Raw genomic sequence first — 15,668 nt, 5'->3', positions numbered from 1 at the left:
TGCCCGGCTCCCTCGTGCCTAGAAGGCCTCGCGCGCCAACGCCAGCAGATCCTCCTCGGTGCACTTGCGCGGATTACCCAGGTGCGAGGCATCCTCGAAGGCCTTGGAGGCGATGCGCGCCAGATCCTTCTCCTGCACGCCCACGTCCCGCAGCCGCGCGGGAATGCCGATGGCGGCGTTGAGCTTGCGGATGCGCTCGATGAGGTTGGCCGCGAGCACGTCCTCACGCACGTTGGAGAACTCCCCCATGGCCACCGCCACGCGGGCCAGCCGCGCCGTGCAGGTGGGCCGGTTGAACTCCATCACCACCGGCAGCACGATGGCGTTGGCCAGCCCGTGGTGCAGGTTCGAGATGGGCGTGAGGGCATGCGCCAGCGCGTGGCAGGCCCCCAGCCCCTTCTGGAAGGCCATCGCGCCCTGCATCGCCGCCACCATCATGTCGGCCCGGGCCGCGACGTTGCTGCCCTCCTTCACGGCGGTGATGAGCGAGCGCCCCACCCGGGCAATGCCATCAATGGCCACCGCGTCCGCCAGCGGGTGGAAGCCATTGGACACATAGGCCTCCAGGCAGTGCGTGAAGGCATCCATGCCCGTGGCCGCCGTGGGTCCCGGCGGCAGCCCGAGCGTCAGCTCCGGGTCGCAGATGGCCACCCGGGGCAACAGGTGCGGGCTGAAGATGACCGTCTTGCGCCCCGTGTCCTCCAGCGTCGCCACGCCCGAGCGGCTCACCTCGGAGCCGGTTCCCGCCGTGGTGGGAATGGCGATGAGCGGCGGCAGGTCGTCCCGCACGTACTGGTCCCCGCCCTTCGCGTCGTCGTAGCGCGACAGCGGCGGCTCGTGCGTGGTCAAGAGCTGCACCAGCTTGGCGGCGTCCAGGGGGCTGCCGCCTCCCAGCGCCACGATGCCATCACACTGGTGGTGGCGGTACGCCTCCAGCCCGGCGAAGACGTCCTTCTCGGTGGGGTTGGGCTCCACGCGGTCGAACACCGCGTACGCCACCCCGGCGCCCTTCAGGACATCGAACACGCGCTGGGCCAGACCGGCCTTCACCACGCCCGCGTCCGTCACCACCAGCGGGCGCTGCATCTTCAGCCGCGCCACCTGCGCGGGCAGCCGCTGGAGTGCGCCCACCCCGAAGACAATCTTCGTGGGCCAGGACATCTCCGTGACACGGGCTTCGGACGGCATATCGAACGGCTGCATCGGATGACCTCGGTCCTTCCTTAAACGAGCTCGCTAGATGAGTTCCATGTAGCGCTCGAGCTCCCAGTTCGTGACGGCGCGCTCATACTGGCGCACCTCCCACTGGCGCGTGCGGACATAGTGGTCCACGAAGTCTTCACCCAACAGTTCGCGCGCCCGTTCAGAGGACGACAGCAGCGCCACGGCCTCCTTGAGGCTGCGCGGCAGCGGTTGAGCGGTGGCCTCGTAGCCATTGCCCGCACACACCGGCGGCGGCTCCACTTCGTTCTCGATTCCCCAGAGTCCCGCGGCCAGGCTGGCCGCCATGCCGATGTAGGCGTTCATGTCTGCTCCCAGCTGGCGGTACTCCAGGCGCATGGCCTTGGGGTTGTCGCCAATGACACGGATGGCGGTGGTGCGGTTCTCCCGGCCCCACGTCGCCGTGGTAGGCGCCCACGTGTTCTCCACGCTGCGCTTGTAGCTGTTGACGGTGGGCCAGTAGAGCGCCGTCAGCTCCGGCATCAGCGCCACCTGGCCGCCCAGGTAGTGCCGCATCGTCTGGCTCATGCCGTGCTGCCCGTTCGCGTCATAGAAGGTGTTCCGGTCGCCCTTGAGCGTCCACAGCGACTGGTGCACGTGCCCCGAGCACCCCGGCAGCTTCGCGTTCACCTTGGCCATGAAGCACGCCGTGAGGCCGTGGCGCGCGCAGATCTCCTTCACCACCGTCTTGAAGAGCACCGCCTTGTCCGCGGACTTCTCCAGGTCGTCATAGCGGATGGCCGCCTCGAACACGCCCGGCCCCGTCTCGGTGTGGAAGCCCTCGATGTCCAGCCCGAACGCGTTGCACCCATCGATGATGGCGTGCACCAGCCCCGAGTTCATCGAGGTGCGCAGCCACGAGTAGCCGAACATGCCCGGCGTGAGCGGCGTCAGGTTCTGGAAGCCCTTCTCCTTCAGGGACTGAGGCGTCTCCTTGAAGATGAAGAACTCGTACTCGGCGCCGAACTTGGGCAGAAAGCCCATGTCCCGCGCCCGGCTGCCAATCTTGTGCAGCAGCTGACGGGGGCTCGGCCCATACGGGGAGCCGTCCGCGTTGACGAAGTCGAGCAGGAACGCCGCGGTGTCCGGCTCCCAGGGGATGATGCGGCCCGAGGACACGTCCACATGTGCGCACGCGTCCGGATAGCCCGTGTGCCAGCCCGTCACCTTCGTGTTGTCGAGCAGCTCGTCGGCGAGGTCCCACCCGAAGACGACGTCACAGAAGCCCAGGTTGCTCTTGGCCGCCGAGAAGAACTTGTCCTTCGAGATGTACTTGCCGCGCCACACCCCGTCGATGTCCACCGCGCCCACCTTCACCTTGCGGACGCCCTTCTGCTCGAACCACTGGTGCAGGGCGTCTACCCCGGAGGGCTCACGCTTCACGGGGCTCAGGCGCTCGCCCTTTGGCTTGGCGCGTGCATTGCGGGCCAGGGCCGGTTGGGAGAAGACCTTCTTCTTGGGGCGGGTGGCCATCGGTGAGCGTCCTTGCGTTCCGTCGGAGAGAGGAGAAATGGAGAGACCCGGGACAACGGCGTTGGCACGGCCCTGGATTCAAAAGCGCCTGTTCCCCCCTTCCGCCGGGTTCACAGACTGACCATTTCATGCGCTGACGGTAGGGATGGCCCCCCAGGGCGGCAACCCGGGATCAGGGAGGTGGGCGGTGAAGAATGTTGTCTTGCTGAAAGCAGGGGATGCGGCCACCGCGGTCCGGCGCTCCGCCGGGGACTACGACCGCTGGTTCCTTCAGACCCTGGGACTGTCCGGTTATCGATTCGACATTCTCCCTGCCCACCAGGGCGCGAAGCTGCCGGAGGACCTCTCGGGCTATGACGCGGTGATGATGACGGGCTCGCCCCTGTCCGTCACCCGGCTGGAGCCCTGGATGGAGCGCGCGGCGGAGTTCATGGTGAACGCGGCGGACCGGGGCCTGCCCGTGCTCGGGGTGTGCTTCGGGCACCAGCTCCTGGCGCATGCCTATGGCGGACGCGTGGGCCGCAATCCCCAGGGCCGGGAGATTGGCACCGTGGAGGTGCAGCTGACGAAGCAGGGGCGGGAGGATGCGCTCTTTCACGGGCTGCCCGAGCGCCTTGCCGTTCAGGCCACCCACGAGGACATCGTCGTGGAGGCCCCCACGGGGGCCACGGTGCTCGCGGGCAACGCCAACACCGCCGTCCAGGCGCTCGCCTTCCGGCCCCACGTGCGGGGCGTGCAGTTCCACCCGGAGGTCCAGGTGGACACGATGCGTGCCCTCATCCAGGCCCGGTCCGAGGGGCTGGAGGCCGAGGCCCTCGCCCGGGGCCAGCCCGCCGGGGAGCGCGTGCCCCGGCTGCTGGCGGGCGTGGCGCCCACCCCGGCCGGGCCGCGCATCCTGGCGAACTTCCTCGAACGCTTCTCCTGACCCGGGGCCCTTTGCCGTGAACCGCCTCCTGTGGCTCCCCCTGCTGCTGCTGGCCTGCTCCGACCGGGACCTGTGTACCGAGGCCCCGCTGTGCGAGGAGGGCCGTGCCATCAACTGTGAGCCCTCGTGCCCCGTGGGCCCGTGCTCGACAGGCCCCAGCATCCTGTCCTGCGGCGAGGAGGCCGCCTGCACCATCGTGCCGGGCGACCTCGCATCGCCCCGCTTCTTCCGCTCCCGCGCGCTGTGCGTGGAGGAGGGGTCCGCCTCGTGCGACCCCACCACCGCGAGGCCGCCCGTGTGCCTGGGCGATGGCCTCATCCGGGGGTGCAGCGAGTACAAGCGCGTCATCCTCGCCTCGTGCTCCCAGGCCGTCCTCTATTTCCAGGACATCGCGTGCTGCAGCGGGGCGGCCCCGGCGGATGGCGGGGTTCCGGATGGCGGCTCCCCGGATGGGGGCCCCTGAGGTAGGGTCCCCGCCCCCGTCTCCTTCTCTTTCCCCCTCTCCAGGTCCGAACAATGCCCTCGCGCTGGGACTACCTCTTCGAGACGAAGCCCATCCCCCTCATCGACCACCTGCTGGAGGAAGTCTCCAAGCTGCTGGTCAAGGATCTGGGCAACTGGCCTCCCCCAGTGCAGGAGGTGGACCTGGACACGGGAGGGACCTTCGCGCCCCTGTTCCTGGAGCCCTCGGCGCGCCCCGCCCCGGCCGTCTACGCCGAGGCGCTGCGGCTGTCGCAGTGGGAGATTGCGCGGGAGTTCGACGCCTACGACGACTACATGCGCAACAAGCGGTACCTGGAGCGGGGCCTGGCCCCCACGGACCGGCTGTCCCTGCTCTTCCTCAACCGCTGGCTCGTCGAGCAGATGCTGGGCCTGGGCGAGGGCACCGAGGGCCGGGTAACGCGGCCGATGATGCGGCTGATTCTCGGCAAGGTCGAAACCAAGCTGCGTCAGGCCCCGCCCTCCCCCTCCGGCCTCCTCTTCTGAGCGGCATGGTCTGACATGACTGTCTTGGGTTCAGCGGCATAAAAGGCGTCTCTATGCACGTCCCTCGAAGAGGGTGTGCCCTGCGGGGCCCCCCCCTTCAGCCCCACCTGCCGCTCCAGCTCTGCGATGCGGCTGAGCGCCTGAGCCAACAGCGCCTCTTGAAAGGGGTGGGACTGAGCGGGCTTCAATGGCGGTGGACCGAGCCTGTCGGGCCTGTGGCCGAGGGCCCCAGATGGAGCGGATCCCAGGTGTACTCCTCAGCCGGGAGCAGCTTCATGTTCGTCAGCCCATGGCGCGCGACGAACTGGGCAAAGCGCTCGGAGACAATGTTCGTCCCCGGAAGTCCCCGGGCCCGGAAGACATCCTCGCCCTGCCAGGTACCCGGCTCCAAGGCAAAGCCATGGACCGTGTCCAGGCCTGCAGAGCGGCACTCCTCGCACGTGATGGGCTCGCCGTACCGCAGGCGGCTGCACGTCACATCCACTGCGGCGCGGCTGAATGAGGGCGTCACCACCAAGTAGGGGGGCACGGCACTGGGCTTGGGGCCCTTCCCCCTCCTACGCACGCGCACCACCTCGGCCAAGTTGAAGCCGCTCAGCCCCGTAAGCCCTTCCGCCTCAAACGCCTTCGCCATTCGCCCGGAGAGAAGAAAGCTGTTGCCGGGCCCTTTGACGAAGTCACCGAGGCTCTGGCCATACAGCTCCAGCTCGACGCGGTAGGGGGGCAGCCAAGTCCTCATGGCGAGCCCAGCGTTGCACCCGTGACACCGGGGGGCATCCCCATAGCGCACGGGATCTGCCGCGAGGGACTGGGTTTCATGGGCCCCAGACATCTCATCGTCGAGGACGTAGAAGCGCGAGGCCGGGGACTGTTCAGAAGCCACGGGGAAACCTCTTGAGCATGTCCGGACGCTTGTAGATCTCTCGCAGAAACCTCATGAACTGCTCCGGGGTGGCCTGAGGATACTTGTCGAGCCAGTCGATGACCTCCTTGTCCACCTTGCGGTGCCATTCCTGGTAGCCGCAGTGCGAACTCTCATCCTTCGCCTTGGCCACGAAGTGCTTGTCACGAGGCTTGTAAAGGCCAGCGAGTGTCAGATGGCCCTCCAGCTTCTTGGCGATAGGCCGGGAGATGATGTGGTGATCCTGGCCCTTGCAGTCGGGAGGCTCGGGCGGAGCATCCGCTAAGAGACTATCTCAGTAGGGAAGAAAGCCTCCTACCTGTGGGGTTATCCAGGTAGGAGGGAAAAGTGGAATGGGAGTAGCCAAGCACGACGAGGGTTGAAGGATGCCGGAGGAGGTGTGGGCCAAGCTGGAGCCCCTGTTGCCGCCTCGGCCCGAGCATCCGCTGGGTTGTCACAATCCGCGAGTGCCCGACAGAAAGGCCATGGAGGCCATCCTCTTGGTGTTGCGCACGGGGATGCAGTGGCAGGCGCTCAAGGCCACCGGAATCTGCCACCCGTCTTCGGCCTACCGAAGGTTCCGGGAATAGGCCGAGGCCGGAGTGTTCCGCGAGTTCTGGCGCTTGGGGCTTGTGGCCTATGACCAGATGAGGGGCATCGATTGGAAGTGGATGAGCCTAGACGGAGCGATGACCAAGGCCCCGCTGGGAGGGCAGAAGACCGGCCCCAACCCAACGGACCGGGCCAAGAAGGGCACCAAGAGGAGCCTGCTGACGGATGGACGAGGCACGCCGCTGGGCGTGGTGGTGGCCGGTGCCAACGTCAACGATCACAAGTTGGTGGAGGAAACGTTTGATTCGGTGCCGGTGAGAAGACCGGAGCCTGCCAAAGGCACTCCGCAGCATCTGTGCCTGGATGCAGGCTACGACTGCCAAGCGGTGCGTCAGTGGGGGGACAAGTTCCACCTTCAATTGCACATTCGCCCACGCCGACTCCCGGCGACGCCTGCGAAGAAGAGCCGCCGGAAGAAGGCACGCCGTTGGGTGGTGGAACGCACTCACTCGTGGATGAACCGCTTCCGCAGGCTGCTGGTGCGCTGGGAGAAGCGCGAGGATACCTTTCTGGCCATGATTCACCTGGCCCTGGGCCTCATCACTTGGTTCCACTTCCTACTGAGATAGTCTCTTAGGCCATGCAGTCAACCTGTCGGCCAGGGCTGCAACGGCCGTAGCAGCCCAGCTCGGTCCAGCAACTCGTGGACACGTGCGGCCAGCGCGACGTGCTCCGGATTGGCGGCGGTGAACCTCTCGGGGGTAAGGATGACGAGGGTGCCTTTATCCTCCACGGGCGCAATACGCACGGGCGCAGGCAGCGGGGGCACCGTGCCGCGAAGCCGCGAGAAGTACATCACCCAGCCCACGAAGGTGCCTGCGTACGGGAACCCCTTCACCGCCGTCTCCAAGTGCTGGTGCGAGGTAGCCACTCCCCACTCCGGGTCCCAGGCTATGGCCATGGTGCGCAACACCTCGGCCATGACGGAAGCGGTCAGGATCCGTTCCCCGACAAGACCTTCATCGAAGGGTTCAAGCACGCAGTTGGATGGAAGCTGGAGGGAGGATGAACCGCACGATCCTCCGGCGGAGGACGTTTCCTCCTGGTTGTCACCCGTCCACAACCGGAACTTGACACCGTCAAAGATCTGATGCTTCTCATGTGCGAACAGCTTCTGGAAGCTCGTTTCATCTGTCGTGAATGGGCGTTTGCGAGCCTCCTCGAAGGAGCTAGCCGGCTGATACCAGCGGTTCCACGCCGGGTCGCAGCGCCCCAGGCTGCGGAAGAAACGCCCCGCGCGTCGTGCGCAAGCCTCGGCGGATTCGGGCCGGGCCAGCCAATAGGAGCCAGCATAATAGGTCTCTATCATCGAGCGGCTACTCCTTACGGAGCTGCGGGAATATGGATGACCTCAATCGGGAGTTGCTCGTTCGTGAACATCTTCCTGAGCACACCCGCGAGTTTCTCTTCGGCGACGATCCACCGGATGGGCGTTCCATTGGCGGCTGCGACTTGGCGCTGCGCCTGATCAAGCATCTGGTCGCGCCCCTGAAAGTTTCCGAAAAACTCCAGCTTCTTATTGATCCACTGCGCGTAGCCGGTGGCCTTGGTTTCGATCAGAACCCCCTGGTCGAAGCCGTCGAATTTCACGTACTTACCGCCCTGCTCGACGCGGTAGACATAGCCTTCGGGGGCGCCCGTCACCTGCGCCTGATAGCGGCGCGCCTGCTCGGGCATGCCCTCTTTCGCCTTGACCCATTGCCCCGGGCCACCCGAGCTGGGCGGCGCAGCCTTCGCGCCAGCCTTGCCGCCTGAGCTGCCGCGCGCTGTCATGGCGACTGCGTTGGGGGCCAACGCGATAGTGACGCCCTCGGCACTGATGGCAACCGATTCCACCTGAGCCAGAGCAGGGGCCGTGAAGCGGATGTTCAGCTGCGTCTCGGCCACCACCGCCGCCTGCCCGGCTCCCGGCAACTTCGGCAGCGTCGCCGCCATCCCCGAAGCCGTATTCCCCAGGGCCACCGTGCTCAGCATGACGAAGGCTCGGGCCGCCTTCTCTCCCATCGTGTCCCCGAACTTCTCTCCGGAGGAGTAGAGGCCGTCGAAGGTGGTGGCCTTATCCACTTCCTTCATCAGCACCAGCCACCCGTCGATCAGGCGCCACACCGTGTCCCAGCCCAGGTACGCCATGGCCCCCAGCGTCATCAGCGCGGCGATGCCCTTACTCACCGGTTCGGGTAGTGCGAGCAGAATGGCATACATGGTCAGGCCGCCCACCACTGTGGCTACCACCGCCTGAGGGCTCACCATCCGGGCAAGTTCCTCCTTCATGGCCCCCAGTACTTTGCTGTGAGCAATCGCCATGGCGAGCGCGTATTTGGCATCGCCATCCAGGAAGGGCTTGTCTACCAGCAGGCGCAGGCAATCTCCGCCTCCCCACGTGTGCTCGCACCACAGCAGGTAGCGGCGCTTGAGCTCCTCGTCCTCGGGTAACAAGCGTAGGTTCCTGGTACTCCCCGGCTCCGAAGCAATGAGGCGCTGGCCCCTCCTCTCGTACCTGTACCAGCCGCTTCGCTTGGGCACTCCAAACAGCTGCCTGGCGTGCTCCAGAGGCCGCTCCACCACAGACACAGTGGGGGCATGTTGCGCGATGGCCTTCTTGAATTCCTTTTCGCTCACCGCCGCCGGCTCCACGTCGCGGCCCGGAGTGTGGACGATGGGCTCGCCCTGGCCTGTGTCCAAGCGGACGACGCCCGTCATTGCGGCGCTGCATCCTGAGAGGAACGCGAACAGCAGGACAATCGCCCAGCACCGCATGTGGAGCCTCCTGGCCGTGGCCCCGAGCGCTGGGAACACCACCCGAGATTACAGGAGAACCATGACAGGCCCATCAATCACGGGGCTCGCGGACACCAGGAGCGGAGGGAGCATCACCCCGTCGAGGGTCACGGTGCGCGTGCCGCCTCTATCGCAGAGTTTGAGCGTGAAGGTCTCTTATGCCTCGCCGCGCAATGCCTCGGCCTCCACCATGACGAAACGTGCTCCTCCCCGGAGGTGCCGGGTTCCTCCTGCCACACCGGCAGCATAGGCACCTCACGTCCAGCAGGCCCTTCTGCTCCGGCGTGCGACATAGGTGCAACACGGATGGAGCCAGCGTCGAACCATTTATAACTGCTGAGTAAGACAGGGGAGGCGGCGGGAATCGAACCCGCCGCCTCCCTCGCGGGAACGCACGGGTGGGCGTACCGGCGAAGGCAGCCGGAGGGGACTGTGCCGCACGTGCCCTACCCGCAGTGGACGCTGTCCTTTCCGCACCGGGTCCGGTGGGTGCTGCTCAAGGACTTAAGACTGCTCTCGGACTTCCTCACCCTCTTCCTGCGCGTGGAGGGTGGAGCCGGGTGCTGGCATACGTGACGGCACCCGGGTGCGCGCCATTCTCCTATGCTCCGGGAGGTCAGCGGGGGCGAGTGAAGAGCAGGTTCTCGTCTCGCAGCCAGCGCGTGCAGTCCTCCAGCATCGCTTGCAGCGAGATGGGCTCATAGCGAAGTTCGCGCTGCGCCTTGTCCGAGGAGCAGATCGTGCTGGCGCACACGAGGGTGGCGGCATCCGCCGTCAGCGGCGGCTCCCGTCCAGTGAACCGGGAGACAAGGTCCGAGGTCCGCCCGGCGAGGTGAAGCAGCCAGGCGGGGGTGGGCTTCCTCGGAACCGGCTTCTCCAACAGCTTGCCAATCAGGGAGACCATCTCCTGGAGCGAAGCATCCGCCCCGGCGAGCAGGTAGTTCTCCCCGGTGCGGCCCCGCTCCACGGCCGCGATGTGCGCCCTGGCCACCTGGCGCACCCCACAGAACGAACCTTTGCCAGGAGGAACCCCGGGCAACTTCCCGGTCGCGACGAGGCGAATCATTCTCGACCAGCCCTGGTAGTCATAGCGGCCAATCACGTTCGAGGGATTGAGGATGACCGCGTCCAGTCCCGCCGCCAGCGCCTTGCGCACCTCCTGCTCCGCCAGCCACTTCGTGCGGCAGTAGCGGATGGGACAGTCCGGCGCGCGCGAAGGCGTGCTCTCGGTGATGGTCTCATCGACCAGCCCCCAGGCCGCTCCGCTCGATGTATGGATGAAGCGGCGCGCCTTTCGCGCCAGGGCTGCCTCGAGGACGATGCGCGTCCCGTCGACATTGGTGCGGTACTGGGCGCTGTGGCTGCCGGCCCACAAGCTGGTGTTCGCGGCGACGTGGAACACGGCCTCGACGCCGCTGGGTAATGCCGCGAGCACCGAATCTCTATCGGTGACGTCGCCGGGGCGGAGCTCGACCCCCAGGGCGCTGAGCGGTTCTGCCTTGGTGGTGGAGCGGTGGAGCGCCACGACGTGCCAGCCGTCCGAGATGAGCTCCTCAATCAGATTGCGCCCGACGAAGCCGGTGCCCCCCGTGACAAAGCAGGTCCTCATGACCCTCATCCTAGCACCGGTGGCTGGCAGGCCCGTAGCGCACGATCCGTTTTGCTGCACATGGGACTGCTCACTCAGGCAAGACGCCTTGAGCAACTCAGAGTCACTTCGTGATGATGAACTCCACGCGGCGGTTCTCGCTTTGGCCTTCCGGCGTGCCGTTCGATGCGACGGGACGCGAAGGACCGTAGCCTCGGGCCTCAAGGCGAGCGCCCGCGATGCCACGCTGGATAAGGTAGGCCCGTACCGCCTCCGCGCGATCCTGGCTCAGTGAGCGATTGAGCTGTTCCGGTCCGGTGTTATCCGTATGTCCCTCGATGCGGAGCGAGACATGGGGCCGCGATTTCAGCAGCTCGGCCACCTCATCCAAGATGCGCGCGCCATCGCCCTGAATCTCGGCGAGTCCCACCTTGAAGACGATCTTCCGGTCCGCCAGAGAGAGCCGCTCCTCCCTCACCTGAGGCGAGACGGAATCGGGGCATCCCTGCCGGCTCGGCACTCCCGGTTCCTTCGGGCACTGGTCCGTGACGTCCGGCACGCCATCGCCGTCCGAATCAACGGAGTCACCGTCATCATCGTTGCCAGGGCTCTGAGCGGGCGTGTGCTTCCGCCCGCCCTGGCTGACGTCCCCGGGTGGAGGGCTGTGAGCCCAGGCGATTCCCACCCCTGCCCGCCACGAGGGCGTCCCCGGGATGTCGGTGAAGCCATGCCCGGCAAGCGCGTTCAGCTCGAAACCATGTCCGAGGGGTAGCCGCACTCCCCCGAGCAGCTCGACCGCCACGTCCGGGTGTACCAGCGACTCCGCCACCTGCAGCGCCAGCTCGCCACGAAGACCGTTCCCCCGGGTGGCCACCATCAGCCCCTGCTCCAGTTCGGTGCCCACGTCGCGCCCCGGCTCTACCTCCTTCGACCTCACCCGCGCGCCCACGCTGGCCCCCACCGCGAACATTCCCACCTCGCGTCCCAGCGAGACGCGGGGCGAGAGCTGGAATCCAGCCCAATGCGCCTGGCGTCCGAACGCACTCGCCCGTCCTCCGGGAAGTCCCACGCCGAGCCCCACCGCGAGGGACACCGGCGCCCCTTCCTCGCGCCGGAGCAGCGCGTAGCGCCCTCCCACCTCCGGCGTCCCCAACCCCGAGGACGCAGGCTCGGCGACACCTTCCAGCGTCTCCGCGCCATGGCCGCCCTGGGAGAGGATGACCGAAAGCCGGGCGGACAGCTCCAAGCGCTCCACCGGAGACCAGGCCCCCATGAGCCAGGCCGACGTCCGGTAGTGCAGGATGGACCGGCTCTCCCCATCACTGCCCTCCAGCACCAGAATGCCCCGCTCGTAGTTGGCCAGGAGGCTGAGGCGATAGCCTCCCTCGGCGAGCAGCCGCCCCGAGTCCACCAGCAGCGAGTCCGTCGCGGCGGTGCTGAGCTGCAGGCGCTCCGCGTCGAACGCCACCAGCGGGCTGGAGAGCGTCTGACCCGCGGCGCGGGTGGCTACCAAGGCCGCGGCGAGCACACAGGTCCGTGCCAATTCACGCAAGGGAAGGTCCTTCGCGCTGAAGCGTCGAATGAGGAAGTTCGGGAAGCTCACGGGGTGCCACGCTCCCGGCGGCGCCGGCGCCCTGCCCAGGTGGCGAGGACCGACAGCACGGCCAGCGCCGCGCTCGCACCACCACCGGCGGCCTGGCAGCTACCGCCGGCAATCGACACCACCCGGGCCTGAACGGCGACGTTGAACGCGCACTGCGCGGAGTTTCCGGCGGCATCCGTCGCGGTGACGGTGACGCGGGTCACCCCCTTGGGAAAGCGGGAGCCGGACTCCGGCGAAGCAATGACCGTGGAGGAGGAGACGAGGTCCACCGGTTCCGGCAGCGCATACGGCACGGGGGTGTCCCCCGGCTCGTCCAAGCGCACCTGCACGTCCTCCGGACAGCTCAGCGCCGGGGGCGTCGTGTCCCGCACCGTCACCTGGAACGTACACGCCGCCTGATGGCCCCTCGCATCCTCCGCCGTCGCGGTCACCGAGGTGTTCCCCAGCGGCAGGGTGCTCCCAGACGGCGGCGAATACGTCACCGTGGGATTCCCGGTGATGCCGTCGGTCGCGGTGGCGGGGGGATACGTCACCGGAGCCCCCTCGGGCCCTGTCGCCTCCACCACGACGTCCGCCGGGCAGGTGATGTCCGGAGGCCTCGGGACGGTCACGTTGAGCGTCACGGTGGCGACGTTGCTGTCCAGGCTGCAGTCCCGCGCCCGGAAGGTGAAGCTGTCTGGCCCCAGGTAGCCCGGCTCGGGCGTGTAGGTGACGGAGGGCGGCGTACCGCTCAGCGTCCCATGCGCCGGCGGGGTGACGATGACGAAAGCCAACGGAGGCCCCGCCTCGGCATCCGTCGCCACCAGCGACAGGTTCACGGGGACGCCCTCCGGCGTGGAGACCGTCAGGTCCTGCGCCACCGGCGCGGTGTTCTGCACCACCGTCACCATCCGCCCGCCGCCGATCGCGTTGGCGAAGACGGAGAGCGCATAGGTGCCCGGCGTGACGCTGGCGGGAATGGACACCGTCACGCCGTTGGCGGACATCTCGGTGCCCGGCAACGTCCAGAGCCGGTGCCCCTCGGCCGCCTGCAACCGCACCAGCGGGAAGCTCGTCGTGGAGTCCTTGAAGTCTCCCGAGCTGGCTCCGGAGATGCCCCGGAACAGGGTGCCGGTGATTCGAGCCGTGCAGGCGCGCAGAACCTCGCTGGGCCCCGTCACCCCCGGACGCCACGCCGGCTGCGCCCCGGTGTCCTCGTACAGCTCGGCACTGGCCAGCCACACGCCCCCGGCGCCCTGCCCTCCCACCGCGAGCACCTCGTTCGAGGGCAGCACGGCCATGTGAAAGCGCAGCCGCTGGGCAGCGAGGCCCGGCGCGGGCTTCCAGGTGTGGGTCGCACCGTCGTACAGCTCCGCGGTGGCGAGCACCGTTCCCCCCGGCCCTTGGCCTCCCGAGACGAGCACCCGGCCCGAGGGCAGCAGGGAGGCCGAGTGAAATGCGCGCGGTCCGGCCAGTGCCCCCGCCGGGGCCCAGGTGTTGGAGACCGGGTCATACACCTCCGCCGACGCCAGCTCGGTCGAGGATGAGGTCCCCGCCACCGCCAGGACCCGGCCCGAGGGCAGCACCGTCAGGGTGAAGGAGGCCCGGGCTTGCGAGAGGCCCGCCGCAGGGGCCCACGTGCTGGAGGCCGGGTCATACAGCTCCACCGAGGCCAGGGGCGCGCCCCCGTTCTCTCCCCCCGCGACCAGCACCCGGCCGTCGTGCAGCAGCACGGCCGCATGCCGAGAGCGGGGCGTGGCGGCCGTCCCGGCGGAACGCCACGTATTGGCGGCCGGGTCATACAGCTCCGCGGCCCCCGTGTTCGCGCCGCCCACCACGAGCACCCGGCCCGAGCCTAGCACCGTCGCGGTATGCCCATCCCGGGCGGCCGTCATCGCGCCCGCGGGCGTCCAGGCATCGGCCCCGGGGTCGTACTGCTCCGCCGAGGCCAGCGGCCCCACGCCATTCCCTCCTCCGGTGGCGAGCACCCGGCCGGACGGCAGCAGGCTCAGCGTGGCGCGCTCACGCGCGGTGGCCAGGGGGGCGGCAGGAGCCCAGGCATTGCTCGCGCGCGTGTAGCGCTCCGCCGTCGCGAGCACGCCACCCGCGCCCCGTCCCCCTACGGCCAGCACCTGTCCCGAGGGCAGCAACACGGCGGCGGCGCCCCGGCCCTGCACGAGATTGCCGGCCGGAGCCCAGCGGCCGCTGGAGGCCTCGTAGAGTTCCACATTCGAATAGAAGGTCAGGCTCGGGTTCGAACTGTAGCCACCGGCGGCCAGCACCTGACCGTCCGGCAGCAGGGTGGCGGTGGCATTCTCGCGAGCCACCGCCGCTGTGCTCGACGCGGCCCAGGTCCCCGTCGCCGGGTCATACAGCTCCGACACAGGCTGCACGTTGCGCGCCGAGTCCGAGCCTCCCTGAACCAGGACCTTGCCATGGGGCAGCAGGGTGGCCGAGTGCCCGTTTCGCGGATGAATGAGCGCGCCAGTGGCGGTCCACGTGTTGGCCACCGGATCATAAAGCTCCGCGTGTTGGGTGATCCCGGCGTTCGTGAAGCCTCCCACGAAGAGGACACGGCCATCGGGGAGCAACGTCGCGCTCGCATAGTGCCGGGGAACCAGGGGAGGCGCCGCCAGCGACCAGGCCCCGGTGGCGGGGTCATAGAGTTCCGCGACGGGCACCTCGCCCACGTTGTTGAAACCGCTGGCCACCAGCACCCGGCCGTCCCGCAGCAAGGTGGCGGTATGGGCCCGGCGGACGGCGGACATGGAGCCGGTGGCGGTGAAGGTGTTCGTCGCGGCGTCGTAGAGCTCCGCCGTGCTCAGATTGGAGCCTCCCGCGACAAGCACCTGCCCCGAGGGCAGGAGGGTGACGGTAGACAGACTGCGCGACGCGGACATGGCCCCCGTGGCGGACCAGGTATTCGTCGCGGCATCATAGAGGCGTGCCGACGTGCTCCCGTCCATCAGGACGAACGCCCTCCCCGTGGGGAGCAGAACGCCCGACGCGATGTTGCCCTGGATGCCGGGGCTTCCGGCGGAGGCCCAGGTGCCGCTCTCCGGGTCGAAGCGCTCGGCGGAAGACACGAATCCGTTCCGGTTGACGCCGCCCGCGGCCAGGACGCTGCCGTCGGGCAGGAGCAGCGAGGCGTGCTGGGCCCTCGCGCTCGCCATGCTGGCCGCCGACGACCAGCCGGGAGCCACCACCCGCGGCGCGGTGAGCCCCTCCAGAGAAACCTCGGTGATCAGCCCGCGCGCCGTCAGCGTGAGCGAGCCGCTCCCCGTGAACCGGGCCGTGAGCGCAGGGTCCTGCGCGGCGGAAGCAGGCGCGAGTTCTTCCAACGATGGCAGGGGACCCGTCTCCTCGCATGCGAGGACGAAGACACCGCAGAGCACCACGAAGAGGAGGCGTCCCGAGACCCAACCTGGCTGCATTCACCCTCCAGCCCCAGGCACGCGCCATGGGCTGACGCGCCGTGGAGCGCGCCCCACGCGGAAGTCCTCCGCATGTGGCCCTGCATGTAGCATGGCTTCTCCCGGCTCCGCGTCCAGACTGACGCGCCCCCTCGGGAGGGAGCGACGCTCCACGTGCAGCGCCACGA

13 protein-coding genes and 1 pseudogene are annotated in these 15,668 nt (G+C 68.1%); 5 read left to right on the top strand and 9 right to left on the bottom strand.

Translation table 11 applies throughout. From position 1 onward, the window contains the following. Window positions 1-18: 18 nt before the first annotated feature. Window positions 19-1,203 (bottom strand): iron-containing alcohol dehydrogenase, encoded by a 1,185-nt coding sequence (locus tag KY661_RS15075; RefSeq protein WP_225410860.1) that lies wholly within the window; start codon window positions 1,201-1,203, stop codon window positions 19-21. A 33-nt stretch (window positions 1,204-1,236) separates the two neighbouring features. Then, window positions 1,237-2,694 carry a glutamine synthetase family protein gene (locus tag KY661_RS15070; protein WP_225410859.1) on the bottom strand — a complete coding sequence of 486 codons (1,458 nt, stop codon included), beginning with the start codon at window positions 2,692-2,694 and terminating at the stop codon, window positions 1,237-1,239. A 145-nt stretch (window positions 2,695-2,839) separates the two neighbouring features. On the opposite strand from KY661_RS15070, the gene KY661_RS15065 reads away from it, so the two are divergent. Genes KY661_RS15065 through KY661_RS15055 form a run of 3 tightly spaced genes read left to right on the top strand, consistent with a single transcriptional unit; the run spans window position 2,840 to window position 4,606 of the window. Next, window positions 2,840-3,619, top strand: coding sequence for a glutamine amidotransferase (locus tag KY661_RS15065; RefSeq protein WP_225410858.1), 780 nt, complete (start codon window positions 2,840-2,842; stop codon window positions 3,617-3,619). Between the two features lie 16 nt (window positions 3,620-3,635). Then, the gene (locus KY661_RS15060) at window positions 3,636-4,082 is read left to right on the top strand and encodes a hypothetical protein (RefSeq protein WP_225410857.1); all 447 of its coding nucleotides are present in this window, start codon (window positions 3,636-3,638) and stop codon (window positions 4,080-4,082) included. 53 nt (window positions 4,083-4,135) lie between these two features. Further along, a complete protein-coding gene (locus KY661_RS15055) occupies window positions 4,136-4,606 on the top strand; it encodes a hypothetical protein (RefSeq protein WP_225410856.1) in 471 nt (156 codons plus the stop codon). Between the two features lie 184 nt (window positions 4,607-4,790). On the opposite strand, the gene KY661_RS15050 is transcribed toward KY661_RS15055, so the two are convergent. Together KY661_RS15050 and KY661_RS15045 are read right to left on the bottom strand one after the other, a co-directional pair. Continuing rightward, window positions 4,791-5,489 (bottom strand): hypothetical protein, encoded by a 699-nt coding sequence (locus KY661_RS15050; RefSeq protein WP_225410855.1) that lies wholly within the window; start codon window positions 5,487-5,489, stop codon window positions 4,791-4,793. Further along, on the bottom strand, window positions 5,479-5,661 hold the full coding sequence (locus KY661_RS15045; RefSeq protein WP_225410854.1) for a hypothetical protein: 183 nt from the start codon (window positions 5,659-5,661) through the stop codon (window positions 5,479-5,481). The genes KY661_RS15050 and KY661_RS15045 overlap by 11 nt, the downstream gene beginning before the upstream one ends. Before the next feature lie 232 nt (window positions 5,662-5,893). On the opposite strand from KY661_RS15045, the pseudogene KY661_RS15040 reads away from it, so the two are divergent. Beyond that, window positions 5,894-6,688 (top strand): annotated as a pseudogene (locus KY661_RS15040) (IS5 family transposase). Window positions 6,689-6,705: 17 nt separating this feature from the next. Here KY661_RS15040 and KY661_RS15035 read toward each other — a convergent pair. Together KY661_RS15035 and sitA5 are read right to left on the bottom strand one after the other, a co-directional pair. Continuing rightward, entirely contained in the window at window positions 6,706-7,428 is a 723-nt protein-coding gene (locus KY661_RS15035; protein ID WP_225410853.1) for an immunity 52 family protein, read from the bottom strand. Between the two features lie 14 nt (window positions 7,429-7,442). Next, window positions 7,443-8,876: a SitA5 family polymorphic toxin gene (sitA5, locus tag KY661_RS15030; protein WP_225410852.1), complete on the bottom strand. Its 1,434-nt coding sequence runs from the start codon at window positions 8,874-8,876 to the stop codon at window positions 7,443-7,445. Window positions 8,877-9,329: 453 nt separating this feature from the next. Here sitA5 and KY661_RS15025 point away from each other — a divergent pair, with 453 nt between their 5' ends. Continuing rightward, window positions 9,330-9,473, top strand: coding sequence for a hypothetical protein (locus KY661_RS15025; RefSeq protein WP_225410851.1), 144 nt, complete (start codon window positions 9,330-9,332; stop codon window positions 9,471-9,473). Between the two features lie 40 nt (window positions 9,474-9,513). On the opposite strand, the gene KY661_RS15020 is transcribed toward KY661_RS15025, so the two are convergent. The 3 genes from KY661_RS15020 to KY661_RS15010 form a co-directional block, all read right to left on the bottom strand. Continuing rightward, window positions 9,514-10,506, bottom strand: a complete 993-nt coding sequence (locus tag KY661_RS15020) for an SDR family oxidoreductase (RefSeq protein WP_225410850.1) — start codon at window positions 10,504-10,506, stop codon at window positions 9,514-9,516. A 103-nt stretch (window positions 10,507-10,609) separates the two neighbouring features. After that, complete coding sequence (locus tag KY661_RS15015) at window positions 10,610-12,088, bottom strand: OmpA family protein (protein WP_225410849.1); 1,479 nt, start codon at window positions 12,086-12,088, stop codon at window positions 10,610-10,612. After that, window positions 12,085-15,501 (bottom strand): kelch repeat-containing protein, encoded by a 3,417-nt coding sequence (locus KY661_RS15010; protein WP_225410848.1) that lies wholly within the window; start codon window positions 15,499-15,501, stop codon window positions 12,085-12,087. Before KY661_RS15010 ends, KY661_RS15015 begins: the two co-directional genes overlap by 4 nt. Window positions 15,502-15,668 lie beyond the last annotated feature (167 nt).

It is taken from the genome of Allostigmatella hybrida (assembly GCF_020103775.1).
In the GTDB taxonomy this organism is placed as follows: Bacteria; Myxococcota; Myxococcia; order Myxococcales; family Myxococcaceae; genus Hyalangium; species Hyalangium aurantiaca.
The sequence above is the reverse complement of the archived record's forward strand: the minus strand, read 5'-3'. Positions and strand labels throughout refer to the sequence as shown.